The organism is Niveispirillum sp. GW835-FHT14G11, from assembly GCF_058793615.1.
In genome coordinates, this window is the sequence record NZ_JBXAFZ010000008.1 from 211,616 (window position 1) to 234,929 (window position 23,314).

The window sequence follows — 23,314 nt, forward strand, 5'->3', positions numbered from 1 at the left end:
TAATCTATATTAAATAAACCCCTGGTATTGGACCCTCTTAGATGATGGGGGACCCAATGCGTATTAAATCTTTATTCATCCTTTGCCTGTCTGCCGCTGGCGGTATTGCCGTGGCGATGGGCCTTTATCTGGTTGCCGCCCAGGTAGCCCGCCTTGGAAATGCTGCCGACGCCAAAGTGAAGCTGGAGGCCCTGGCCACCATCGCGCGCGCCATGGAGGCGTTTACGCTGGAGCGCGGCCCCCTGAATGTGGGGATGCAGTCCGAACTGCCGACACCGGATGCGGTGCGTACCGAGTTGGAGGCGCTGACCCCGCGCGCCGATGCCGGCCTGACCGATATTGAGGCGAAGCTGGCCGGCCTGCCCGACGGCAAGGAACTGAGCGCCGTCTATGCGCAGGTCCGCCAGAACATCGTCGCCCTGCGCACCCAGGCCCGCGCCCAGATGGCCAAGCCGAAGGCGGAACGCGATACCGCCTTCGTGAAGGATTATGCCGCCAACGCCGCCAAGATGATCGGTGGCCTGACCCCGCTGCTGGATCGGCTGGAGACGGAAACCGCCAACCTGAACCCCAAGGCCGGCGACTATATCTCCACCGCGCGCCTGGCCATGGATCTGCGGTCTGCCGCCGGCAACAAGGGGCTGGCCATCACCAATGTGGTGGGCAACAGCACGACGGCCGCACCCGCCACGCTGGAACGGCTGGCCGACCTGTCGGCCCGTATCGAGGAACTGTGGCGCCGCCTGCAGGTCCAGGCCACGCAGGTCGACAATCCTGAGGCGCTGTCTGCCGCCCTGGCCAAGGTGACCGACCTGTATTTCACCCAGGCCCAGGCGCTGTACAAGCAGGTGGACGCCGTGGCCCGCGCCGACGGCAAGCAGTCGCTGGACATGATCACCTTCCGCAAGCAGCAGACCACCTATCTGCAGAGCATCATGACCATCCGCGACGCAGCCCTGGAAGAGGCGGCCGTGCTGCTGTCCACTGACATTGCGGCGGCCCGCACCAACATGATCCTGGCCATCCTGCTGACGCTGGCCATTGGCGGCGGCGTGGCCGGGCTGGGTGTCTTCTTCACGCGGCGCGTGGTGCTGCCGCTGAATGGCCTGACCGCCATCATCGGCCGCATGGCCGCCAACGACCTGGCCGTCGATATTCCCGGTGCTGAACGCACGGACGAGGTTGGCGACATTGCCCGTGGTCTGGCCGTGTTCCGCCAGGGCGCGCTGGACCGCCAGCGCCTGGAGGAAGCGGCGGAGATCGAGCGGCGCAGCCGTGAACAGCGGGTCGCCCGCGTGGACGCCCTGATCGCCCAGTTCGAGCGGCAGGTGGCGGAAGTGCTGTCCAGTGTCGGTCATGCCGCGACCGACCTGGACAAGACGGCGCAGGCCATGTCGGGCATCGCGTCGAGCACCAGCCAGCAACTGTCGGACTCTGCCGCTGCGTCGGATGAAACCTCCGCCAATGTGCAGACGGTGGCCGCTGCCGCCGAAGAGCTTGCCTCCTCCAGCCACGAGATCGGCCGGCAGGTGAGCGAGAGCGCCGCCATTGCCGGCGCCGCGGTCAGCGAGGTGACGCGCGCCGACACCACCGTCCGCGGCCTGGCCGACGCCGCCCAGCGCATCGGCGATGTCGTCGACCTGATCCAGCAGATCGCCGGGCAGACCAACCTGCTGGCGCTCAACGCGACCATCGAGGCGGCCCGCGCCGGGGAAGCCGGAAAGGGCTTCGCCGTGGTGGCTTCGGAGGTGAAGAGCCTGGCCAACCAGACGGCGACCGCCACCCAGGACATCGCCGCCCAGGTGCAGGCCATCCAGACCGCAACCAACGCCGTGGTCCAGGCCATGTCGGGTGTCGGCCAGACGATCGAGCGGGTCAGCGAGATCGCCACCACCATCGCGGCGGCCGTGGAGGAACAGGGGGTCGCAACCGCCGAGATCGCCCGCAATGTGCAGCAGGCGGCGCAAGGGTCGCAATCGGTGTCCGAAGGCCTGGCCCATGTCGCCGACGGTGCCCAGAAGACGGGCGAGGCGGCCGGCAGCGTCCTGGGCGCGTCAGGCGAACTGTCACGCAGCGCCACCACCCTGCGCGGCCGGATCGAAGGGTTCCTGTCGGGCATCCGCGCCGCCTGATCATCGCATGGCGTATCGGTGAAGGCCCCGCTCCCCCCGGCGGGGCCTTCCGCTTTTGCAGCGACCGGCAAAAAAGGGTCGCGGCCGTGGGGATGGCGGGATATCAAGGCGCCATGGAACAGACCGACATTCTTGACATCTATGTGGTGACGACCCCCGGCCTGGAACCCGCGCTCTGCGCGGAGATGCAGGAGAAGGGCTTTGCCGACCCCAAGCCCACCAAGGGCGGCGTCACCACGCGCGGCCCCTGGACGGAGGTCTGGCGCGCCAATCTGGAACTGCGCGGCGGCGCCCGCGTCCTGGCCCGCATCGGGTCTTTCCGCGCCCTGCACTTGGCCCAATTGGACAAGCGCGCCCGCAAATTCCCCTGGGGCCAGTTCCTGCGAGCCGATGTGCCGGTGCAGGTGGAGGCCAGCTGCAACAAATCGCGCATCTATCATGCCGGTGCCGCCGCCCAGCGCATCGCCAAGGCCATCACGGAGGAATTGGGCGCCCCGGTGACCAAGGATGCCGCCCTGGTGGTGAAGGCCCGCATCGACGACGATCTCTGCACCTTCTCCATCGATACGTCCGGGGAGGCGCTGCACAAGCGCGGCTATAAGGAGGCGGTGAACAAGGCGCCGATGCGCGAGAACCTGGCCGCCCTGTTCCTGCGCCAGTGCGGCTATGAGGGCCGCGAACCCGTGGTCGATCCGATGTGCGGTTCCGGCACCTTCGTGATCGAAGCCGCCGAGATCGCCGCCGGGTTGAAGCCCGGCCGCGCCCGCCCCTTCGCCTTCGAAAGCCTGGCCAATTTCGACCCGGCCGCCTGGACCGCCCTGCGCGGCAGCGTCCCCCCCATCGACACACCTCTGCGCTTTTATGGCAGCGACCGCGACGCCGGGGCCGTGAAGATGAGCCAGGCCAATGCCGAACGCGCCGGCGTCGGCGCCCTCACCAGTTTCCATGCCCATGCCATCAGCGACCTGGAACCACCCGAAGGCCCGCCCGGCCTGGTCATCGTCAATCCCCCCTATGGCGGCCGCATCGGCGACACCCGCCAGCTCTACGGCCTCTACGGCGCCTTCGGCAAAACCATGCTGAACCGCTTCAAGGGCTGGCGCGTGGGCGTCATCACCAACGAGGCGGCCCTGGCCAAGGTCACGGAACTGCCGTTCCTGCCGACCTTGCCGCCCATCTCGCATGGCGGGCTGCCGGTGACGCTGTATCGGACGGGGGTGTTGGGGGGGCGTGAATTCTAGGATTCTGACGAAGGCTTGACCTTGATCAGATTGGAGGCCGGCGACTGCCGGCCCGCCGCCCATGCGGTGCGAAGCCAAACCACCGGATGGCGGGGGCCGGTGCCTGCGGGAACATGAAACCTCCCTGGATCGGTTACGATCACGGGAGGTGAGTATTAGACGGATGCCAGACAGTTATACCCTGCTCGATTGATTTTCGACAGCCTTAGCTATCAAAGGAGCGACCCTGCGCAACCCGTCCAGGGTCAATTGGCCATTGCAATACAACTCATACCACGACCGCCGCCACCTGATGACTCTCTCTCCGTCCCGTAATTTCAGGCGTTTCAAAGTGAATTCGACCTTATCTTTCAAATGATCCGGAACGGCACTGGTGACTACCTGCATCTGCAGGGAAGGCAGCAGAATTTCGAACCAACCTTCCTGAACTTCATAGGGATCGAGAACGGTATCATCCGCCGTCTTCTTTGATGAGTTCAACGTGGCCGACGCGAAACGATAGTTGTCCCAATCATAAGCGAGAGAGGCGTCTGTCTTGTAACTGATGTAATGATCAATGGTTCCCCCTGTCGGGTCGAGCATCGCACCATAACCACAAAGATTTCTGAAGCCATCACTCAAAACGCCCGTGAAATCTGCCCAATAGGCAGGCGGCCGTTTCGTTGAGCCGGGATTGGCGGCCAACCACTTGCTGCCTTTGACCTTTGCGCCTTTTTTGAAGGCATCCGGCTCCGGCACTTTGGGCACGACCGGAATCATCGGGCATCCCCCCCCTCACCAGGAATTTGCCCGGTCTTCACCAGCCATCGCGGCCAGAACGGGTCTCCTGCCGGCAACAATTTCTGCAACTGCTTATGGAGTCTGGATAGGGCCCGTTGGTCTGGTCGCCCATTCGGTGCCTCGCGCATCAATGCTTCGGCATCTTCAATGGCCTTCTCCGCTTCAAGCGATCGGGCTTGTTCCAGGCCGAACGTCTCCGACACCAACCAGTTAGTGACATCCCCCTGGATGGCCCAGCCACCCTGGTCTGCGAATACAGCGCCGTCTTTCAAGCTGAGTTGGATGAGGTCGTCCTTGTCCGCGTCGAAGATGGGTTCAATGGAAGCGGCGACGAGCGGCGCATGCGTCGCGATCAACATCTGGGGTGGCTGTACGGTCTTGCCGCTTCCCCGCAATACATTGAGGGTGCGAATGACGCTTGGGATCAATGTGCGTTGCCAATGCGGGTGGAGGTGCGTCTCTGGTTCGTCAACCAACAGCACAACCCTGCTTTCAGGCGGCTTGCCCAACAGTTTGGCCGCTGTGCGATGCTCGTGCCATGACCAGACCAGGAAATAGGCAAGCGCCAGCACTCGACGGACGCCGGCAGACGCCAGCGCGACGGGAACGCTCTGGCCCCCGATCAGCAATGTTGGGCGGTCGCGCCCCTCGCCCAGAAACACACGCTTTGGCGGCCCTGCATGCAATGCCTGAAGGGGAGGGGATAGAACGTCAAGAACAGCCTCAAGCGCTTTGAACTGTTCCTCCCTGCCCTTTTGCCAATTCACCCAGTCCCTTTCCAATCCCTCGCAGACCCGCTTCCCATCGATGTCCAGGCCATCCCAGACCTCATGGGCTTTAAAATGGTAAGCAGCGGGGCGGTCAGGATCGGTGCGCCAATAATTGCGGGCGGGGTCCCAGACGGAAAAGCCACCGTCAATTCGTACATATATGACAATACCCGGCATTGTCGGCCGGGCTGCGGCTAGGGGCCACATGCTGGCTTCGCGTCGATACACAGATTTTACTGGGTCAGCCTTCTTGGATTTCCCTTGAACGATATACTCTATTGTTGGGCTCTTTCCCTTTTCCGATGGCATGGCCTGCGGCCCCGCCCACGTGCGGGTCAATGCCCACCAGGCCAAATCAAGTAAAAAGCTCTTCCCCAATCCGTTGTCGCCGACGATCAGATTGATGCGTTCCGCCCAATCTATCGTCAACTGCGGAGCCAACCCGACCTGAGATAGTTTCAGGCGCTTCAGCATGTTCAACGGCTCCCTTCGCCTCGGCGAAACCCAACCAGCAGGAGGATATATTTATTGGGTGATCGTCCAATGTTGGCAAGGCAGTAATGAAATTCCGCAAAATGCGTCTTTGCATCCGCTTTGGTCAAGGCGCTGCAATCCCTGCAGGCACTAATTAGCGTATTATTATGAGATGCACCGAGCCATCTGGTCGGATGGCGTCCCCAAGGGGATTCGAACCCCTGTTACCGCCGTGAGAGGGCGGTGTCCTAGGCCTCTAGACGATGGGGACTAGAGCCGTGCGAGGCGCGCTTTCTAGGCGAAAGGACCGGGGGTGATCAAGTGGTTTTTTTGCCCCCGGCGCATTTTTCTGATCAGGGTGTCACCCAGCCGATCAGCGCCTTGGCTTCTGCCCCGTCCCAATGCGCGGCACCGGCCAGGCGGCCGACCTCGCGCCCTTCCCCATCCACCAGGATCGACAGCGGCAGCCCTTCCTTCAGGGGGAAGGCCTTCATGCTGGTCATCTTCTGGTCCAGATAGATGGGCAATGCCTTGATCCCCGCCTTCTCGAAGAAGGGCCCGACCTCGTTCAGCCCGCCGCGGTCGACGGAGATGGCCACCACCTGGAACTTGTCGCCGCCCAGATCGGCCTGCAACCGGTCCAGCGCCGGCATTTCCCGGATACAGGGCGCGCACCAGGTGGCCCAGAGATTGATCAGCAGGGCCTTGCCCTTGAAGCTGGCCATATCGACCGGGTTGCCATCCTTGTCGGTGATGGACAAAGCCGGCAGCGGCGGGCGCTCCGGGCTGGCCACGAAGGGCCGCGCCTCGCCCTGGAACAGGGGCATCGCGGCGGGTTTGGCCTGGGTCTCGGCGGAATTTTCCGTCTTCTCGCCGCAGCCCCCCGTTAAGAGAATTGCTGTACCCACGGCCACGATTGTTGCGATGCGTCGGAAAATCGCCATTCTGCCCTCTGTCGAATCTTTTTGACCGTGTGCCTTCGTGCCGCGACAGAGTTCGTGCCCGATGGCCCCGCCGTCAACCCTTCATACTGACGCAGAATGACGATGACCGAGACCAAGCCCCAGACCAACGCCGCCGGACCCGATGCCAACGCGCTGTGGGGCGGGCGATTCGCCTCGGGCCCCGCCGCCATCATGCAGCAGATCAACGCCTCCATCGGCTTCGATCAGAAACTGTGGGCCCAGGACATCGCCGGATCGAAGGCGCATGCCACCATGCTGGCCGCCCAGGGCATCATCAGCACCGCCGACCGCGACGCCATCCTGACCGGGCTGGACCAGGTGGCGACCGAGATCCGCGAGGGCCGCTTCACCTTCACGGTGGAGAATGAGGATATCCACATGAATGTGGAATCCCGCCTGAAGGAAATCATCGGGGAGCCGGCGGGCCGCCTGCACACCGCCCGGTCGCGCAATGATCAGGTGGCCACCGATTTCAAGCTGTGGGTGCGCGATGCGTTCGACCGGCTGGATGGCGACCTGCAGGCCTTGCAGTCCGCCCTGATCGACCGGGCCGAATCCTTCCCGGACCTGATCATGCCGGGCTTCACCCACTTGCAGACGGCCCAGCCGGTGACCTTCGGCCACCATCTGCTGGCCTATGTGGAAATGCTGGGCCGCGACCGGGCCCGTATGCGCGATGCCCGTGCCCGCCTGAACGAATGCCCGCTGGGTTCCGCCGCCCTGGCCGGCACCCCCTATCCCATCGACCGCGCGGCAACCTCGTCGGCGCTGGGCTTTGACCGGCCCACGGCCAATTCGCTGGACGCCGTGTCCGACCGCGACTTCGCGCTGGAATATCTGGCGGCGGCCGGCATCTGTGGCACCCACCTGTCGCGCCTGGCGGAGGAGATCGTGATCTGGTGCACCAGCCAGTTCCGCTTCATCCGCCTGACCGATGCCTTCACCACCGGCAGTTCCATCATGCCGCAGAAGCGCAATCCCGACGCGGCCGAGCTGGTGCGGGCCAAGGTCGGCCGCGTCATCGGTGCCCTGAACGGCCTGCTGATCGTCATGAAGGGCCTGCCGCTGGCCTATTCCAAGGATATGCAGGAGGATAAGGAGCCGGTGTTCATGGCGGATGAGACGCTGGCGCTCTGTCTGGCCGCCACCACCGGCATGATCCGCGACCTGACGCCCGATCCGGCCGCCATGCGCCGCGCGGTGGAGGCGGGCTTCCCCACCGCCACCGATCTGGCCGACTGGCTGGTGCGCAGCCTGGGCGTGCCGTTCCGCGACGCCCACCACATCACCGGCCGCATCGTCAAGCTGGCGGAGGAGGCTGGCACCGGTCTGGCGGAGGTGCCGCTGGCGGACATGCAGGCGGTGCATCCCGGCATCACCGACGCCGTCTATGGCGTGCTGACGCTGGAGGCCTCCGTCAACAGCCGCACCAGCCTGGGCGGCACCGCCCCGGTGCGGGTGCGCGCGGCGGTGGAAGCCGCGAAGCAGCGGTTTCTGTGATACGGCCAGCCTGAAGGATCAATCCCATGCGCAAAGCCATCCTCCTCGCCGCCTTGCTGGCGCTCGCCGGTTGCGGGATGAAACCGCATTTCCCCAAGGCCCCGCCGGGCAGCCCGCCGCCGCGCACCTATCCCGATCCGGCCAGCGATCCCAAGCCCTCCACACCGCCCTCGACCGAAAAGCCGCAAACATGACCTGCTTTCCCGTTCCCGGTTTCCACTACACCAACGGCCAGCTGCATGCCGAGGGCGTGGCCCTGGCCGATATCGCGGCATCCGTGGGCACGCCCACCTATGTTTATACGACCGCCGGGCTGACGGCCGCCTGGCAGGCCTATGCCGACGCCTTCGCCGGCCAGGATGTCACCATCTGCTATGCGCTGAAGGCCAATTCCAACCTGGCGGTGATCCGCACCCTGGCCCGGTTGGGGGCCGGCGGCGACGTCGTGTCGGTGGGGGAGATGCGCCGCGCCCTGGCCGCCGGCATCCCCCCGGCCAAGATCGTCTTCTCCGGCGTCGGCAAGACGCGTGAAGAACTGGTTGCGGCCTTGCAGGCCGGCATCCACCAGATCAATGTCGAAAGCCTGCCGGAACTGGACGCGCTGTCGGCCGTCGCCGTGGAGCTGGGCCTGACCGCCCCGGTCGCCATCCGCATCAACCCGGATGTGGATGCCGAGACGCATGGCAAGATCAATACCGGCCGCAAGGAAGACAAGTTCGGCATCGATTTCGCCCATGCGGGCGAGGCCTATGCCCGCGCCCTGGCCCTGCCCGGCATCGATCCCGTGGGCATCGCCGTCCATATCGGATCGCAGCTGCTGAAGACCACGCCGTTCCGCAAAGCCTTTGTCAAGCTGGCCGGCCTGGTGCGCGAGCTGAAGGCGCAGGGCGTGCCGCTGAGCCGCATCGACCTGGGCGGCGGCCTGGGCGTGCCCTACCGTCCCGAAGACGCCGCCCCCGATTATCACGCCTATGCCAAGGCCATCGCGGAGACGGTGGGCGACCTGGGCTGCCATGTGACGCTGGAGCCCGGCCGGTCGCTGGTGGCCGCATCCGGCCTGCTGCTGACCCGCACCATCTTCGTGAAGGATGGGCTGCATCGCCGCTTCCTGATCGTCGATGCCGCCATGAACGATCTGGTGCGCCCGGCCATGTACGAGGCCTGCCACACGATCATCCCGGTGGCCCAGCCGGCCCCGGATGCGGTGCTGGCCGACGCCGACATCGTGGGCCCGGTCTGCGAGACGGGGGACACGTTCGCCCGGCTGCGACCGATGCCGCCCGTGGCGCCGGGTGACCTACTGGCGTTTTTGACGGCGGGCGCCTATGGGGCCGCCATGTCTTCGACATATAATTCGCGTCCCCTGGTGGCCGAAGTGCTGGTGACCGGGGACCGGTTCGAGCTGGTGCGCCGCCGCCCGAGCTTCGAGGACAGCCTGGCATTTGAGGCCATGCCCGATTGGCTTTCACCCTGAACGGTGAAAGCGGGGCCCGATTGGCTCTCCCCCTGACCGGTGAAAGCGGGGTAGGCTGTCGGGCGACTTTCAAGGGTTGAACGACAGATGCCGCCCCGCCCCGCCCCGTCCAGCAATCCCCGCCCCCGGCCTGAGCCACAACAGGCCCGGACCCTGGCGGCCCGGCTGCGGGCGGTCCTGGCGCGCTATCGCGTTGGCTCCGTGCCGGGCAGCAGCCTGACCGGCCGCCCTCCCCTGCCCGGCGATGCCGACAGCCGGCCGCTGAAGCTGGCGCGTGCCATCCTGTGGTGGGAGGCGCTGTGGCCGGCCCTGTGGCGCCCCCTGTCGCTGCTGGGCCTGTTCCTGGCCGCCGCCTGGGGCGGGCTGTTCATCCATATGTCCCCCTGGCTGCATGTCCCGCTGCTGCTGGGCACGCTGGCGGGAATCGGCCTCATGTCCTGGAACGGATTGCGGGGCTTGCGCAAGCCGACGGAGTCTGACGCCCGTCGCCGGCTGGAACAGGACAGCCAGCTTTCCCACCGCCCCCTGGCGCAGTTGCAGGACGGCATTGCCGGCGGGGCCGGCGACCCGCTGGCCCATGCGCTATGGCGCCTGGCACAGGACCGCGCCCGGCAGCAGGCCACGGCCCTGCGCCTGGACCTGCCCGACAGCCGCCTGCCCGCCCGCGACCCCTGGGCGCTGCGCGTGGCCGCAGCCCTGCTGATGGTGGTGGGGGCGACGATCGGCTGGGGTGATCTGGGCCACCGCACGGCGGGCGCCCTGTTCCCGCCCCTGGGCATGGGCGGCCTGCTGACGCCGACACGGCTGGATGCCTGGGCCACCCCGCCCGATTATACCGGCCAGCCGCCGGTCTTTTTGACCGCCAAGAAGACGGCGGGCGTGGAAGAGGCGGAGGAAAAGCCCCTGTTCCTGCCGGCCGGCACCAAGCTGGTGGTGCGGCTGGACGGCGGATATGGAACACCGGTGCTGCTGGCCAACAACCAGGAAACGGATTTCCAGCCCGTGTCCGGTGGCGGCCATCAGATGGAACTGGCCCTGACGGCGGGTGAAGGCGTGTCCGTGCGGCAGTTCGGGCGCGAGGTGGCGTCCTGGCCCATCCGGCTGGTGCCGGACCAGCCGCCGGGCATCGCGTTTCGCACCCCGCCCAAGGGGACGGAGCGCAACGCGCTGCGCATCGATTACACCGCCGCCGATGATTACGGCGTCCATAGCGTCACGGCCACGGTGACCCTGGCCACCGACCTGCCCGGCGCCATCGACCGCACGCCCATCGACCTGCCCCTGCCCGTCCCGTCGAAGAACAAGCGGGAGATCACCAGCACCGGCTTCCACGATCTGTCGGGTCATCCCTGGGCCGGCATGCCCGTGACCATCCGCCTGCGCGCCACCGACGGTGCGGGACAGGTGTCGCAGAGTGCTGAGCATTCCATGGCTTTACCGGAACGGCATTTCAATCACCCGGTGGCCCGGGCCATCATCGAGCAGCGCAAGACCCTGATCCTGATGGGCGATACGGTGCGGCCGATGGTGGGGCGCGCCCTGCACGATCTGTCGGTGAACCTGGACGGCTATGGCGGCGATCCGCTGGCCTTCCTGGCGCTGCGCAGTGCTGTGAGCCGCCTGATGCGCAATGCCGGGACCGAGACGGTGCCCAGCACGATCGGTATGCTGTGGGACGTGGCCCTGCGGATCGAGGATGGCAACCTGTCGCTGGCGGAGCGGGAGCTGCGCGACGCGCAGAAGGCGCTGATGGACGCGCTGGACCGCAACGCCCCGGCCGAGGAGATCGATCAGGCCGTGCAGCGCCTGGAACAGGCCATGCAGGAATTCATGAATGCGCTGGAGCAGCAGGAGGCCAGGCAGCCGCAGAACCAGCAGGCCCCGCCCCCGCAGGGTGAAGGCGACCCCGGCACCCAGGCCATGACGCGCGAGGAGGTGGAGGCCATGGTCCGCCAGATGCGCGACCTGGCCCAGTCCGGCAATCACGAGGCCGCGCGCCAGATGCTGTCACAGCTCCAGCAATTGATGGAGGGGTTGCAGAATGGCCAGCCGCAGCAGCAGAACCAACAGGCCAACCAGCAGGGTCAGGCCCTGGCCGAACTGACCCAGAAGCTGCGGGAGCTGCAGAAGCAGCAGCAGCAGCTGATGGATGAGACCTTCAGCCACCAGCAGGAACAGTTCGACCGGGCGGAGGAATTGCCGCCCAATCAGATGCCCGGCATGGGTATGCCCAACCGCCAGGGCCGCCCCCCCAATGGACAGCCTCAGCCGGGCCAGGGCGGCAAAGGCGGCCAGCCGGGTCAAGCGATGGCTGGCCAGCAGGATGATCTGCGCAGCGAGTTGGGGGAGATCATGCGCCGGCTGGGGGAGATCGGCGGGGAAATCCCCCGCCCCCTGGGCCGGGCCGAACGCGCCATGAAGGATGCCGCCGAGGCGCTGCGCAGCGGGGCCCCCGATCAGGCCGTGGCCTCGCAGGGCGAAGCGCTGGAGCAGCTGCAGCAGACCATGCAGTCGATGCAGGAACAGATGGCCCGGTCCAGCCCCGGACAGGCCGGCGGCCAGCCCAGCCGCACCGGTCGCCAGCAGGGCCGCGACCCCCTGGGCCGCCCCCTGCCCGGCTCCGGCACCCTGAACGGGGAAGAAGTGAAGATCCCCGCCGAGGCCGACATGCAGCGCGCCCGGCAAATCCTGGAGGAACTGCGCCGCCGTGCCGGTGAGCAGAACCGGCCCAAGGCGGAGCGCGACTACATTGACCGGCTGCTGGACCGGTTCAAACGGTATTGAGGAGATCGCCCCTCGACACCGCCGCGCGCTTGCGCCATGTTCCGAGCCTGAGAACACAGCCGGAACGACAGGCCGCCCCATGCCGACCGATATCGCCCTCGACCCCGCCCTTCCCCCGGCCGATGGCGCGCCCCTCTATCTGGTGGATGGTTCCGGCTTCATCTTCCGCGCCTATCACGCGCTGCCGCCGCTGAACCGGCCGGACGGCACGCCGGTGAACGCCGTCATGGGCTTCACCAATATGCTGATGCGGCTGCTGGCGGAGCTGAAGGCCGACGCGGTGGCCATCATCTTCGACAGCAAGCGCCTGAATTTCCGCAATGAATTCTACCCCGACTACAAGGCCCACCGGCCCGAGCCGCCGGAGGATTTGCGTCCGCAATTCGCCATCATCCGCGAGGCGGTGGAAGCCTTCAACCTGCCCTGCATCGAGCTGGAAGGGTTCGAGGCCGACGATCTGATCGCGACCTATGCCCGCCAGGCCCGCGCCCTGGGCCGGCCCGTTACCATCGTGTCGTCCGACAAGGACCTGATGCAGCTGGTCGATGATGGCATCCGCATGCTGGACCCGATGAAGAACCGCATGATCGGGCCGGACGAAGTGTTCGAGAAGTTCGGCGTCGCCCCCGACAAGGTGGTCGATGTCCAGGCCCTGGCCGGCGATAGCGTCGATAATGTCCCCGGCGTGCCCGGCATCGGCATCAAGACCGCCGCGCAGCTGATCACCGAGTATGGCTCGCTGGAAGCGCTGCTGGAACGGGCCAGGGAGATCAAGCAGGCCGGGCGACGGCAGAAGCTGATCGAGAATGCGGATCTGGCCCGTATCTCCAAACGACTGGTCAAGCTGGACGAGAATGCCCCCGTCCCGGTGCCGGTGGAGGAGTTGAAGGTGCGGGAGCCGGATGTAGGCCGCCTGCTGTCCTGGCTGGGCGTCCAGGGCTTCCGCTCCATCATCGCCAAGGTCAAGGCGGAGGTGGCGGCCGACGGCACCCTGGCCGATGGTGCGGCCATCGGTGCCGCCACGGGTGCGGTCAGCGAGGTCAACCGCCGCGATCTGCGCGCCGCCTTGGACGGCCGTTCCTATGCGCCGGCCGCGGTGGCGACGGAGGTGCGGGCCGACGCCCATATCCCGCGCCCGGAAACGGTCGAGCATATCCTGGTCGATACCGAGGAGGCGCTTTCCGCCTGGGTGGCGGAGGGGATGGAGGCCGGGGTCGTTGCCGTGGATACAGAGACGGATGGCCTGACGCCGATGCGGGCCAAGCTGGTGGGCATTTCGCTGTCCACCCGTCCCGGCCGCGCCTGCTATATCCCCGTGGCCCATATCGATCCGTCCACGCCCAAGGAGGGCGCGGGCGGCCTGGATTTCGGCGACAGCGCCCCGCCCCCCCGGCAGGTGCCGCTGGCCCGCGCCCTTGAACTGCTGAAGCCGCTGCTGGAACATCCGGGCGTGCTGAAGGTCGGGCACAATATCAAGTTCGATTGGCAGATGTTCGCCAAGCATGGCGTCACCGTCGCCCCCATCGATGACACGATGCTGCGTTCCTACGTCATCGGCGGCGGCCGGCACGGGCATGGCATGGACGAGCTGGCGCAACGCCATCTGGGCGTCACCACCATTTCGTTTGACGAGGTAACGGGGACGGGCAAGGCGCGCATCACCTTCGACCGCGTGCCGCTGGACAAGGCCACCGCCTACGCGGCGGAAGATGCCGACATCACGCTGCGTCTCTGGCACGTACTGCGCCATGACGTGCTGGCCGACCGCATGGTCACGGTCTATGAGACCATCGAGCGGCCGCTGGTGCCCGTCGTGGCGCGGATGGAGATGGCGGGCGTGCTGGTCGATCGCCACGTCCTGAAGGAACTGTCCACCGACTTCGCCAAGCGCCTGGTGGAACTGGAAGCCGAAATCCACGTCCTGGCCGGCCGCAGCTTCAATGTCGGCAGCCCCAAGCAGCTGGGCGAAATCCTGTTTGACGAGATGAAACTGTCGGGCGGCAAGAAAAGTTCTAAGACCGGCGCCTGGTCCACCGACAGTTCCGTGCTGGAGGAACTGGCTGATCTAGGCATTCCCATCTGTCAGAAGGTCATGGACTGGCGGCAGTTCGCCAAGCTGAAATCCACCTATACCGACACGCTGGGCGAACAGATCAATCCCGAGACGGGCCGCGTCCATACCAGCTTCGCGCTGGCCGCCACCTCCACCGGCCGCCTGTCCTCCACCGACCCCAACCTGCAGAACATTCCCATCCGCACGGAGGAAGGGCGCAAGATCCGCCGCGCCTTCGTGGCCGCCCCCGGCCACCGCATCATGTCGGTGGATTACAGCCAGATCGAATTGCGGCTGGTGGCGGAGATGGCGGGCATCCCGGCCCTGCAACAGGCCTTCCGCGACGGTATCGACATCCATGCCATGACGGCGAGCCAGGTGTTCAACGTGCCGCTGGACCAGATGACCTCGGAAATCCGCCGCCGGGCCAAGGCCATCAATTTCGGCATTATCTACGGCATTTCCAGCTTCGGCCTGTCCCGCCAGCTGGGCATCGCACCGGGGGAGGCCGGGGCCTTCATCAAGGCCTATTTCGAACGGTTCCCGGAATTGCAGGCCTATATGGAAAAGACCAAGGCCGAAGCCGCCCGTGACGGCTTCGTGCGCACGCGCCTGGGCCGCAAATGCTGGATCCCCGGCATCCAGGAAAAGGGCGCGCGCAAAGCCTATGCCGAACGCCAGGCCATCAACGCCCCCATCCAGGGCACAGCCGCCGACATCATCAAGCTGGCCATGATCAAGATCCCCGGCGCCCTGGCCGATGCCGGCCTGAAGGCCCGCTTGCTGCTGCAGGTGCATGACGAACTGCTGTTCGAAGTGCCGGCGGAGGAGGTGGAGGCGACCTCGGCCCTGGTCCGGAAGGTGATGGAGGGTGCCGCCGATATCGGCATCCCGCTGGTCGCGGAGGCCGGTGTGGGCTCGTCTTGGGCGGAGGCGCATTGAGGAGGGGATGATCGCGGGTGGACGAACAATTTTCCCGCGATAATTTCCAATCCAAATACCCCGTATGGTATCTATTCCTCCTATGACAAATCAGAGGAGGATCGTCCATGGGCTTACGGAATGACAGCACGCACGATGCGGCGGAACAGGGCACGGCCGATGACCTGTCCTGGCTGGTGGGCACCTATTGGTACGTGCCGACGGAATATCTGCCGGCAATGCAGCAGGTGAATATCGCGGACCCAAAGATCACCCAGGTCAATGACCAGACGCTCTGGTACTTCACCCAATACACCAACGGCTATCTGATCGGCCAATGTGCGGCCAGCATCGATGGCGGCGATTTCGCCAATCAGAGCATCGTCGGTTCGGTCACCCAGGATGGCAGCGTCTGCCTGTCCTTCTCCCCCGTCGGCGGTATCAGCCTGCATCCCGTCCAGGGGAGCATCTCGATCGCCAGCTTCATTGTCGGCCAGGGCAAACTGACCCAGCATCAGGGGCAGCCTGCCTTCCTGATGCAGATGACGGGCGGCAACGGCGCTTATAACCTGACCCACTGGGCCTATATGATGCAGACCAAGCCCGGCGACGAAAGCTGGACCAACCTGCCCGGCACCGATGGCAGCCAGAGCGTGGACGAGATTTTTGCGGACTGGGGGTGACGGGTCAGGCGTCGACCAGTTCTATCCGCAGCCGCTTGCCAACCGCAGAGGCGGCACGCTCCAGGGTCAGCAAGGTGACGGAAGCGTTTGAGGAATCAAGCCGCCGGTCCACCGCCGTCCGACTGGTCCCCATGCGCTCCGACATTTCCGTCTTGGTCAATTGCTGCGCGTCCATAGCCTGGGAGAGTTGCCAGGCTATGACCCGTTTGAGGGCACGGGCGGTTACACGCTTAGTTCCTGTCCGGTTTAGATGGGATCTTCTCTTCCGCCTTCCCGGCGCAGGCCGGGACCCAGGGGCCAAGCGCCCGACCTGTCGGCAGCTTTGATCAAAGCTGTGTAGAGGTTTGATCCTGGGGCCCCTGGGTCCCGGCCTGCGCCGGGAAGGCGGTACAAGGAAGCAGAGCGTCACCCTCGGAGGACCGGGGCTTCACGCCCCCACCGCCGCCTTCGCCTCCACGCCCAGCGCCTTCAGCGCCGTCGCCACGATGTCGCGGGCTTGCAGCCCCGCCTGTTCATACTGCTTCACCGGGCTGTCATGGTCCTGGTACGTGTCGGGCAGCACCATCGGCCGGACCTTGCAGCCGATATCCAGCAGGCCTTCCACCGCCAGATGGTGCAGCACATGGCTGCCGAAGCCGCCGATGCTGCCTTCCTCGATGGTGATCAGCACCTCATGGCCGCGCACCAGCCGTTCCACCAGTTCCATATCGATGGGCTTGGCGAAGCGGGCATCAGCGACGGTGGTGGACAGGCCCAGAGCCGCCAGGTCTTCCGCCGCCTTCTGCGCTTCCGCCAAGCGCGCACCTAGCGACAGGATGGCGACCTTCGTGCCTTCGCGCACCACCCGGCCCTTGCCGATGGGGAGTACCATGCCCTGTTCCGGCATCTCGACCCCCACGCCCTCGCCCCGCGGATAGCGCACGGCGATGGGGCCGGTATCATGGGCCGCACAGGTGGCGACCATATGGACCAGCTCCGCCTCGTCCGCCGCCGCCATCACCACCATGTTGGGCAGGCAGGCGAGATAGGCGACGTCGAAGGCCCCGGCATGGGTCGCCCCGTCCGCCCCCACCAGACCGGCGCGGTCGATGGCGAAGCGCACCGGCAGGTTCTGCAACGCCACGTCATGCACCAGCTGGTCATACCCGCGCTGCAGGAAGGTGGAATAGATGGCGCAGAATGGCTTGAACCCTTCGGTGGCCATGCCGGCAGCGAAGGTCACGGCATGCTGTTCGGCAATGGCCACGTCGAAGCTGCGCTTGGGGAATTTCTGTTCGAACAGGTCCAGCCCGGTGCCCGACGGCATGGCCGCGGTGATGGCCACCACCTTCTCGTCCTTTTCCGCCTCCTTGATCAGGCTGTCGGCAAAGACGCGGGTATAGCTGGGGGCATTGGCCTTGGGCTTGGCCTGGGTGCCGGTGATGACGTCGAACTTGCCCACCGCATGCAGCTTGTCGGCCGATGCCTCGGCCGGGGCATAGCCCTTGCCCTTCTGGGTGACGACATGCACCAGCACCGGGCCGCCACGCGGATCATCACGGACATTCGCCAGCACCGGCAGCAGATGGTCCAGATTATGCCCGTCGATGGGGCCGACATAATAAAAGCCCAGTTCCTCGAACAGGGTGCCGCCGGTGACCATGCCTCTTGCATATTCCTCCGCCCGCCGCGCCGCGTTCAACAGCGGGCGCGGCAGATGTTCGGCCACCTGCTTGGAGAAATCGCGAAAACCGCGATAGGATTTGGACGAGATCAGTCGCGACAGATAGGCCGACAAGGCCCCCACCGGCGGGGCGATCGACATGTCATTATCGTTCAGGATGACGACGAGGCGCGATTGCAGGGCGCCGGCATTGTTCATCGCCTCATAGGCCATGCCGGCGGACAGGGCGCCGTCGCCGATGACGGCGACGACATTGTTGGTCCGGCCCGCCAGATCGCGCGCCGCCGCCATGCCCAGCCCGGCGGAGATGGAGGTGGAGCTGTGGGCCGTGCCGAACGGATCGTACTCGCTCTCCGACCGTTTGGTGAAGCCCGACAGGCCGCCACCCATGCGGAGCGTACGGATGCGGTCGCGCCGCCCGGTCAGAATCTTGTGCGGATAGGCCTGGTGGCCCACATCCCAGATCAGCCGGTCGCCCGGCGTGTCGAAGCAGTAATGGATGGCAACGGTCAGTTCCACCACACCCAGGCCGGCACCCAGATGGCCACCGGTCACCGACACAGCGTCGATGGTCTCCTGCCGCAGCTCATCGGCCAGCTGGCGCAGCTGTGCGGGCTGCAACCGCCGCAGATCGGCGGGGATCTTGACCTGGTCCAGCAACGGCGTCTTCGACTGGGACATCGTCCCCACCTCTTATTTGTTTTTACGCACGCCGCTCGACGACATAATGCGCCACCTGACGCAGCATGTCGGCCCGGTCCCCGAAAATCTCCAGGTGCTGGGCGGCCTGACCGGCAAGCCGGCGCGCCTGATCGCGCGCCCGCTCCGGCCCCAGGATGGAGACGAATGTGGCTTTTCCAGCGACGTCGTCACGGCCCACGGGTTTTCCGACCTCGTCCTGCGTGCCTTCGACATCCAGAAGGTCGTCGGCGATCTGGAAGGCCAGGCCCAGATCGTGGGCATAGGCCTGCAGCGCATGGTGCTGCGGCGCGCCCGCTTTGCCCAGGATGGCGCCGGCCACAGCCGAAAAGGCGATCATCTCCCCCGTCTTCATGCGCTGCAGCCGGGTAATGGCGCCGATATCCAGCGGCGCGGTCTCCGCGATCAGGTCCAGCATCTGCCCGCCCACCATGCCGCGCGGGCCGGCGGCCTTGGCCAAGGCTGCCACCAGCTTGCAGCGGACCTGCGGGTCCTCATGCGTCTCATGATCGGCCAGGATTTCGAACGCCTGGGTCAGCAGCCCGTCGCCGGCCAGGATGGCCGTGGCCTCGTCGAACTCCAGATGCACGGTCTTGCGGCCGCGGCGCAGGTCGCTATCATCCATGGCCGGCAGATCGTCATGGATCAGGCTGTAGCAATGGATGAACTCCACCGCCGCCGCGGTGCGCAGTGCGCAGGCCGGGCTGACCCCGAACATCCGGGCACTTTCCATCACCAGAAATGGGCGCAGCCGCTTGCCGCCGCCCAGGCAGCCATAGCGCATGGCGTCGAACAGGCGCGCCTCCATCAGATTGGTACGCGGCAGCAGCACCTCGATGGCGGCTTCCACCTGTTCCACGGTATCGGCCATGGCGGCGGTCAGGGTCTTGGGCAAGGACGGCATGGGTGTTCGGGCCTCAATCCAGGCGGGCGGGCTCGGCACCGATGGTACCGTCGGCGGCGATGGTGATGCGGTCGACCTTGGCCTGCGCCTCGCGCAGCTTCGTCTCGCAATGGCGCTTCAGCCAGGTGCCGCGCTCATAGGATTGGATGGCGTCATCCAGCTTGGCCTTGCCTTCCTCCAACTGGCGGACGATCCGCTCCAGCTCGGCAAGCGCGTCCTCGAAGCTGAGGGCGGCGATATCGGGGGGCAGGGTCTGATCGGTCATGGCATCGGCACTGTTTCTCGGAAGGGCGGACTGTATGTCCCCCCGGCCCGGCGTTCAAGTACCACGCAGGGGGTGGCGGGGCATACCAGCGGTCACCACCCGGAAAACGCAGAGGCCGAACCGGCGTCTTAAAGTCTGTCCGGCTTAAGTGGAAGCGCAACTTTATACGCCTTCCCGGCGACAAGCCGGGAAGGCGGGATATGGAGATTCCATCTAAACCTGACAAACTCCAGGGAACAGCAAAATTCAGCTCACCATCAGCGTCTTCACATGCGCCGCCGTGCTGTTGGCCAGGGCCCGCAGGTCATAGCCCCCTTCCAGGACGGAAACGATGCGGCCCCGGGCATGGCGGTCCGCCACCTCGATCAGCTTCTGCGTGACCCAGACGAAATCCGCCTCCGTCAGGTCCAGCCCGCCCACCGGATCGCGCATGTGGGCGTCGAACCCGGCGGAGATCATCAGCAGGTCGGGGCGGAACGCGTCCAGCGCCGGGATCAGCTGGCTCTGGATGGCGTGGCGGAATTCCGGGCTGCCGGCCATCGGGGCCAGGCAGGCATTGACCACATTGCCGAAATCCCCCTTTTCCCGGATCGATCCGGTGCCGGGATACAGCGGCCATTGGTGGGTGGAGCCATAGAACAGGTCGGGGTCGTGCTGACAGAAGGTCTGGGTGCCATTGCCGTGATGCACATCGAAATCGACGATGGCCACGCGGCGGATACGGTGGGTGGCGCGGGCATGGGCGGCCCCCACGGCGATATTGTTGAACAGGCAGAAGCCCATGGCCTGATCAGGCTCGGCATGATGGCCCGGCGGGCGCACGGCGCAGAAGGCATTGCGCGCCTCCCCGCCGCAGACGGCATCGACGGCTGCCACCACGGCCCCGGCGGCACGCAAGGCTGCCTGTCCGGTGCCGGGCGACAGCACGGTGTCGGCATCGATGCTGCCATGGCCGCTGTCTGGAATGGCCTCCAGCAGGGCCGTCACATGGGCGGGCGGATGCACGCGTTCCAGCTGTTCCCGTGTCGCCAGCGGCGCATCCCGGCGGTCCAGGAACATGAAAGCCTCATCCTCCAGCGCCGACAGCACGACGCGCAGCCGGTCGGCGCATTCGGGATGGCCATAGCCCGTGTCATGGTCCAGGCAATCATGGTGGGAGAAAAGCAGCGTATTCATGGGTGGCACGTCCCCGGTCATTCCCTCGCATGGCCTGCCGGTTCTAAGCTGCCGGTGTTGGCCAAACCCATCATGGGCGCCGGGCCCATGCCTGTCAGTGCGACAGATCAACCGCCCCGGCGAATACGCAACCGTACCAATTGCCCATGGGGCGTGTCACCCAGGACGTCGGTCGAAAGCAGGGCGTGCCCGCCCTCGTGGCAGAAGGTCTGGAAATCCTTGGGCGCCACCTTGTCGGTTACCGTGACCGCCAGCACCTGGCCATCCTGCATGGCGCGCAACGCCTTGGCCGCGCGCAGCACCGGCATCGGGCATTTCAGGCCCGCGCAATCCAGGCAGACATCGGCATCCATCGTCAATCCCCTTGCGGTTTCCCCGCCTATGGATGCCGTGTCCGTTTCTGTCAAGCGGCCTGCTTCTTGCCCTCGCCCTTGGCGGCGGACAGGATTTCGCGGGCCATCTGATCGGCCACGGCACTGGTCGGGCGGTTCTCCCGGTCGGCGCGGCGGAAAATCTCGGTCAGCGTCACGGGAATGCGCTCCACTTGGCGCAGCACGCTGTCGCGATCATAGGCCTGCGTCACCTCGGCGCTGACATTGATGATGCCGCCGCCATTGATCACATAATCGGGCGCATAGAGGATGCCCAGCGACCGCAGCGCCTCGCCCATCGGGTCGGTTTCCAGCTGGTTGTTGGCCCCGCCGGCCACCACCCTGGCCTTGATCTCGCCCAGCGTGCGCGGGTTGACGACGGCCCCCAGCGCGCAGGGCGCATAGACATCCACGTCCGCCCCATGCACCTGATCGGGCGCCACGGCGCGGGCCGCGAACCGTTCCACGGCGCGGGAAACGGCATCTGCATGGATGTCAGCGACGGTCAGCACCGCGCCATCATCGGCCAGCCGCTGGCACAGGTGCGAACCGACATTGCCCAGCCCCTGCACGGCCACCCGCACGCCCTTCAGGCTGTCGGTGCCCAGCTTGTGGCGGACGGCGGCCTTGATGCCCAGATAGACGCCATAGGCGGTAAACGGCGACGGGTCGCCCGACGCATCATGCCCGCCCGACAGGCCGGCGACATGGCGGGTGGTCTGGCCCATCATCATCACGTCGGCGACGGAGATGCCCACATCCTCCGCCGCGATATATTTGCCGCCCAGGCTGTCGATGACCCGGCCGAAGGCGCGGAACATCTCGTCCGACTTGTCCTTGCGGCTGTCGCCGATGATCACCGACTTGCCGCCACCCAGCGGCAGCCCCGCCATGGCATTCTTGTAGCTCATGCCCCGCGACAGGCGGAGCGCGTCGCGCATGGCCTCCATATCATTGGCATAGGGCCACATGCGGCAGCCGCCGCAGGCCGGCCCCAGCGCCGTGGAATGCACGGCGATGATGGAAGACAGGCCGGTGGCCGCATCGCGACCGAAAAGAACCAGTTCGTGATTATCGAAATCGGGGAAATCGAACAGCATGGGAACGGGCCTCCGGGCCTTTGGATCGCTGTCGCCACCTCGTCGTCGGGGGGCTTTGACAGGACGAAGTCTAGGGCCGGCCCGGCTTCCAGGTCGATTTCGTTGTTGGCCGGGCGCTTGCACGAAATGCACGTGCAAGCGCCTGCGCGGATTTTTTTATTTCGCGAGGATGACGTCAAGGGAAGGTCGACCAATGGCGCAAGCCATTGGAGGCCGGCGACTGCCGGCCCGGCGCACGTGCGCCGAAAGCCAAGCCCGCGGATGCGCCCGCCCGGCGACTGAGAGAATAACTAAACCCGGCCCGGATCGCGGGCGGGCGCGCTGAACACCGGCTCGCGACGGTCATTGGGGCCGGGCGGGGGGCCACCCAGCGTCGGCTCGCGCCGCACCGGACCGGCAGCCGAAGCCGGCGGGGGTGCCGGATGACGGCCCTTGGCGGCCTTGATGGCGGGCTTCACCGTGCGGCGGCCACTGCCCCACCAGAAACCCAGCATGCCGACCAGCAGCGCGCCGATGCCGCCAATCAGGCCGTAGCGTACCCAGTCAGGCAGGCGGGCGGGATCGAACCCGTCCTCGGCCGGCATCTCATGCGTCACTTCCGATTCCACCGAACTGCGGGGGGCAGCGGCGGGACCGGTGCCGCCGCTGCCCGTCACCGACGGGGCCGGGCTGGCAGCGGGCGGCAGTGTGCCGCCGATTGTGGCCGGCGAGGCGGTGCGGGCGGTGGGCGCCAGGTCGGCCCCGCCGCGCGACACGCCCAGCACCGTGCTCTCGCTCCCCTGCCCGCGATCCACGGCGGCAGCAACCGGGGCGGCCCGTGGCTTCACGTCAGCCTCGCGCAGGCCCATGGGCTGGCTGGCCTTGGCCCGGCTGCCGGGATCGGCCAGATTGCCCACGCCCTTGCGCTCCGGCTGGCTTTCCATCATGCGGCTGATCGTGCCGGCATCCAGGCGACCGGTGGATTTCAGGCCCTGCTTCTTCTGATAGGCGGCGATGGCGGCGGCGGTGGCGCTGTCCATCTTGCCGCTGGCCCGGCCCTGATAGAAGCCCTGCTGGTCAAGGACCTGCTGCGCCCATTGGATGGTGGCGCTGTTGGGCTGCTGGTCCTGCGCGGTGGCGACCGGGGCCGCCGACAGCAGCAGCAGGGCCAGGGCCGCCGCACAGGCATTCCGGCGATGATGACGGGCAGAACGGGAACGGGCCGGCGCGAACACTTCTCAAGGCTCCCCTATGCGGGCGGAATCGATAGCGGACAACACCGCTTGTGCGGCGCATCATGCAAGGGATGACACCGCTATCGGGCGTTGGCAAGGGCGACAAGGCCGACCTCTCCTCATGGCAGATGCGGATGATGGACCC

19 protein-coding genes and 1 tRNA gene are annotated in these 23,314 nt (G+C 66.2%); 8 read left to right on the forward strand and 12 right to left on the reverse strand.

The window, feature by feature from the left end; genetic code table 11:
- The first annotated feature begins 56 nt into the window (after nt 1-56).
- Together AC1Q7F_RS16445 and AC1Q7F_RS16450 are read left to right on the forward strand one after the other, a co-directional pair.
- The gene (locus AC1Q7F_RS16445; RefSeq protein ID WP_492508747.1) at nt 57-2,132 is read left to right on the forward strand and encodes a methyl-accepting chemotaxis protein; all 2,076 of its coding nucleotides are present in this window, start codon (nt 57-59) and stop codon (nt 2,130-2,132) included.
- A 113-nt stretch (nt 2,133-2,245) separates the two neighbouring features.
- Nucleotides 2,246-3,373 (forward strand): THUMP domain-containing class I SAM-dependent RNA methyltransferase, encoded by a 1,128-nt coding sequence (locus AC1Q7F_RS16450; protein WP_492508748.1) that lies wholly within the window; start codon nt 2,246-2,248, stop codon nt 3,371-3,373.
- Nucleotides 3,374-3,547: 174 nt separating this feature from the next.
- Here AC1Q7F_RS16450 and AC1Q7F_RS16455 read toward each other — a convergent pair whose 3' ends face one another.
- The 4 genes from AC1Q7F_RS16455 to AC1Q7F_RS16470 form a co-directional block, all read right to left on the reverse strand.
- On the reverse strand, nt 3,548-4,132 hold the full coding sequence (locus AC1Q7F_RS16455; RefSeq protein ID WP_492508750.1) for a hypothetical protein: 585 nt from the start codon (nt 4,130-4,132) through the stop codon (nt 3,548-3,550).
- Complete coding sequence (locus AC1Q7F_RS16460; RefSeq protein WP_492508752.1) at nt 4,129-5,397, reverse strand: AAA family ATPase; 1,269 nt, start codon at nt 5,395-5,397, stop codon at nt 4,129-4,131. Before AC1Q7F_RS16460 ends, AC1Q7F_RS16455 begins: the two co-directional genes overlap by 4 nt.
- Before the next feature lie 195 nt (nt 5,398-5,592).
- A tRNA-Glu gene (locus AC1Q7F_RS16465) sits at nt 5,593-5,668 on the reverse strand.
- A gap of 82 nt (nt 5,669-5,750) precedes the next feature.
- The gene (locus tag AC1Q7F_RS16470; RefSeq protein ID WP_492508754.1) at nt 5,751-6,341 is read right to left on the reverse strand and encodes a TlpA family protein disulfide reductase; all 591 of its coding nucleotides are present in this window, start codon (nt 6,339-6,341) and stop codon (nt 5,751-5,753) included.
- 102 nt (nt 6,342-6,443) lie between these two features.
- On the opposite strand from AC1Q7F_RS16470, the gene argH reads away from it, so the two are divergent.
- From argH to AC1Q7F_RS16500, 6 genes are all read left to right on the forward strand, one after another.
- Entirely contained in the window at nt 6,444-7,862 is a 1,419-nt protein-coding gene (gene argH, locus AC1Q7F_RS16475) for an argininosuccinate lyase (RefSeq protein ID WP_492508756.1), read from the forward strand.
- Nucleotides 7,863-7,888: 26 nt separating this feature from the next.
- On the forward strand, nt 7,889-8,056 hold the full coding sequence (locus tag AC1Q7F_RS16480; RefSeq protein WP_492508758.1) for a hypothetical protein: 168 nt from the start codon (nt 7,889-7,891) through the stop codon (nt 8,054-8,056).
- Entirely contained in the window at nt 8,053-9,336 is a 1,284-nt protein-coding gene (lysA, locus tag AC1Q7F_RS16485; protein WP_492508760.1) for a diaminopimelate decarboxylase, read from the forward strand. Before AC1Q7F_RS16480 ends, lysA begins: the two co-directional genes overlap by 4 nt.
- 87 nt (nt 9,337-9,423) lie before the next feature.
- The gene (locus AC1Q7F_RS16490; RefSeq protein WP_492508762.1) at nt 9,424-12,120 is read left to right on the forward strand and encodes a TIGR02302 family protein; all 2,697 of its coding nucleotides are present in this window, start codon (nt 9,424-9,426) and stop codon (nt 12,118-12,120) included.
- A 79-nt stretch (nt 12,121-12,199) separates the two neighbouring features.
- Nucleotides 12,200-15,115, forward strand: a complete 2,916-nt coding sequence (polA, locus tag AC1Q7F_RS16495) for a DNA polymerase I (protein ID WP_492508764.1) — start codon at nt 12,200-12,202, stop codon at nt 15,113-15,115.
- Between the two features lie 107 nt (nt 15,116-15,222).
- Nucleotides 15,223-15,777 carry a hypothetical protein gene (locus tag AC1Q7F_RS16500; RefSeq protein ID WP_492508766.1) on the forward strand — a complete coding sequence of 185 codons (555 nt, stop codon included), beginning with the start codon at nt 15,223-15,225 and terminating at the stop codon, nt 15,775-15,777.
- Nucleotides 15,778-15,781: 4 nt separating this feature from the next.
- On the opposite strand, the gene AC1Q7F_RS16505 is transcribed toward AC1Q7F_RS16500, so the two are convergent.
- From AC1Q7F_RS16505 to AC1Q7F_RS16540, 8 genes are all read right to left on the reverse strand, one after another.
- Nucleotides 15,782-15,937, reverse strand: a complete 156-nt coding sequence (locus AC1Q7F_RS16505; protein ID WP_492508768.1) for a hypothetical protein — start codon at nt 15,935-15,937, stop codon at nt 15,782-15,784.
- A 267-nt stretch (nt 15,938-16,204) separates the two neighbouring features.
- Nucleotides 16,205-18,121 carry a 1-deoxy-D-xylulose-5-phosphate synthase gene (gene dxs, locus AC1Q7F_RS16510; RefSeq protein ID WP_492508770.1) on the reverse strand — a complete coding sequence of 639 codons (1,917 nt, stop codon included), beginning with the start codon at nt 18,119-18,121 and terminating at the stop codon, nt 16,205-16,207.
- 22 nt (nt 18,122-18,143) lie between these two features.
- Nucleotides 18,144-19,043 carry a polyprenyl synthetase family protein gene (locus AC1Q7F_RS16515; RefSeq protein WP_492508772.1) on the reverse strand — a complete coding sequence of 300 codons (900 nt, stop codon included), beginning with the start codon at nt 19,041-19,043 and terminating at the stop codon, nt 18,144-18,146.
- A 13-nt stretch (nt 19,044-19,056) separates the two neighbouring features.
- On the reverse strand, nt 19,057-19,308 hold the full coding sequence (locus AC1Q7F_RS16520) for an exodeoxyribonuclease VII small subunit (protein ID WP_492508774.1): 252 nt from the start codon (nt 19,306-19,308) through the stop codon (nt 19,057-19,059).
- A gap of 246 nt (nt 19,309-19,554) precedes the next feature.
- Nucleotides 19,555-20,484, reverse strand: coding sequence for a histone deacetylase family protein (locus tag AC1Q7F_RS16525; RefSeq protein ID WP_492508776.1), 930 nt, complete (start codon nt 20,482-20,484; stop codon nt 19,555-19,557).
- Between the two features lie 107 nt (nt 20,485-20,591).
- Nucleotides 20,592-20,837 (reverse strand): sulfurtransferase TusA family protein, encoded by a 246-nt coding sequence (locus tag AC1Q7F_RS16530; protein ID WP_492508777.1) that lies wholly within the window; start codon nt 20,835-20,837, stop codon nt 20,592-20,594.
- Between the two features lie 50 nt (nt 20,838-20,887).
- The gene (locus AC1Q7F_RS16535; protein WP_492508779.1) at nt 20,888-21,955 is read right to left on the reverse strand and encodes a Leu/Phe/Val dehydrogenase; all 1,068 of its coding nucleotides are present in this window, start codon (nt 21,953-21,955) and stop codon (nt 20,888-20,890) included.
- A 290-nt stretch (nt 21,956-22,245) separates the two neighbouring features.
- On the reverse strand, nt 22,246-23,169 hold the full coding sequence (locus AC1Q7F_RS16540; RefSeq protein ID WP_492508781.1) for a peptidoglycan-binding domain-containing protein: 924 nt from the start codon (nt 23,167-23,169) through the stop codon (nt 22,246-22,248).
- Nucleotides 23,170-23,314 lie beyond the last annotated feature (145 nt).

Excerpts from the sequence above, each read along its gene's own strand:
- AC1Q7F_RS16470 (WP_492508754.1), bottom strand. The coding sequence starts at position 6,341 with ATGGCGATTTTCCGACGCATCGCAACAATCGTGGCCGTGGGTACAGCA.
- AC1Q7F_RS16490 (WP_492508762.1), top strand. The coding sequence starts at position 9,424 with ATGCCGCCCCGCCCCGCCCCGTCCAGCAATCCCCGCCCCCGGCCTGAG.
- argH (WP_492508756.1), top strand. The coding sequence starts at position 6,444 with ATGACCGAGACCAAGCCCCAGACCAACGCCGCCGGACCCGATGCCAAC.
- polA (WP_492508764.1), top strand. The coding sequence starts at position 12,200 with ATGCCGACCGATATCGCCCTCGACCCCGCCCTTCCCCCGGCCGATGGC.
- AC1Q7F_RS16450 (WP_492508748.1), top strand. The coding sequence starts at position 2,246 with ATGGAACAGACCGACATTCTTGACATCTATGTGGTGACGACCCCCGGC.
- AC1Q7F_RS16525 (WP_492508776.1), bottom strand. The coding sequence starts at position 20,484 with ATGAATACGCTGCTTTTCTCCCACCATGATTGCCTGGACCATGACACG.
- lysA (WP_492508760.1), top strand. The coding sequence starts at position 8,053 with ATGACCTGCTTTCCCGTTCCCGGTTTCCACTACACCAACGGCCAGCTG.
- AC1Q7F_RS16500 (WP_492508766.1), top strand. The coding sequence starts at position 15,223 with ATGGGCTTACGGAATGACAGCACGCACGATGCGGCGGAACAGGGCACG.
- AC1Q7F_RS16460 (WP_492508752.1), bottom strand. The coding sequence starts at position 5,397 with ATGCTGAAGCGCCTGAAACTATCTCAGGTCGGGTTGGCTCCGCAGTTG.
- AC1Q7F_RS16530 (WP_492508777.1), bottom strand. The coding sequence starts at position 20,837 with ATGGATGCCGATGTCTGCCTGGATTGCGCGGGCCTGAAATGCCCGATG.
- AC1Q7F_RS16520 (WP_492508774.1), bottom strand. The coding sequence starts at position 19,308 with ATGACCGATCAGACCCTGCCCCCCGATATCGCCGCCCTCAGCTTCGAG.
- AC1Q7F_RS16535 (WP_492508779.1), bottom strand. The coding sequence starts at position 21,955 with ATGCTGTTCGATTTCCCCGATTTCGATAATCACGAACTGGTTCTTTTC.
- AC1Q7F_RS16515 (WP_492508772.1), bottom strand. The coding sequence starts at position 19,043 with ATGCCGTCCTTGCCCAAGACCCTGACCGCCGCCATGGCCGATACCGTG.
- AC1Q7F_RS16445 (WP_492508747.1), top strand. The coding sequence starts at position 57 with ATGCGTATTAAATCTTTATTCATCCTTTGCCTGTCTGCCGCTGGCGGT.
- AC1Q7F_RS16455 (WP_492508750.1), bottom strand. The coding sequence starts at position 4,132 with ATGATTCCGGTCGTGCCCAAAGTGCCGGAGCCGGATGCCTTCAAAAAA.
- dxs (WP_492508770.1), bottom strand. The coding sequence starts at position 18,121 with ATGTCCCAGTCGAAGACGCCGTTGCTGGACCAGGTCAAGATCCCCGCC.
- AC1Q7F_RS16480 (WP_492508758.1), top strand. The coding sequence starts at position 7,889 with ATGCGCAAAGCCATCCTCCTCGCCGCCTTGCTGGCGCTCGCCGGTTGC.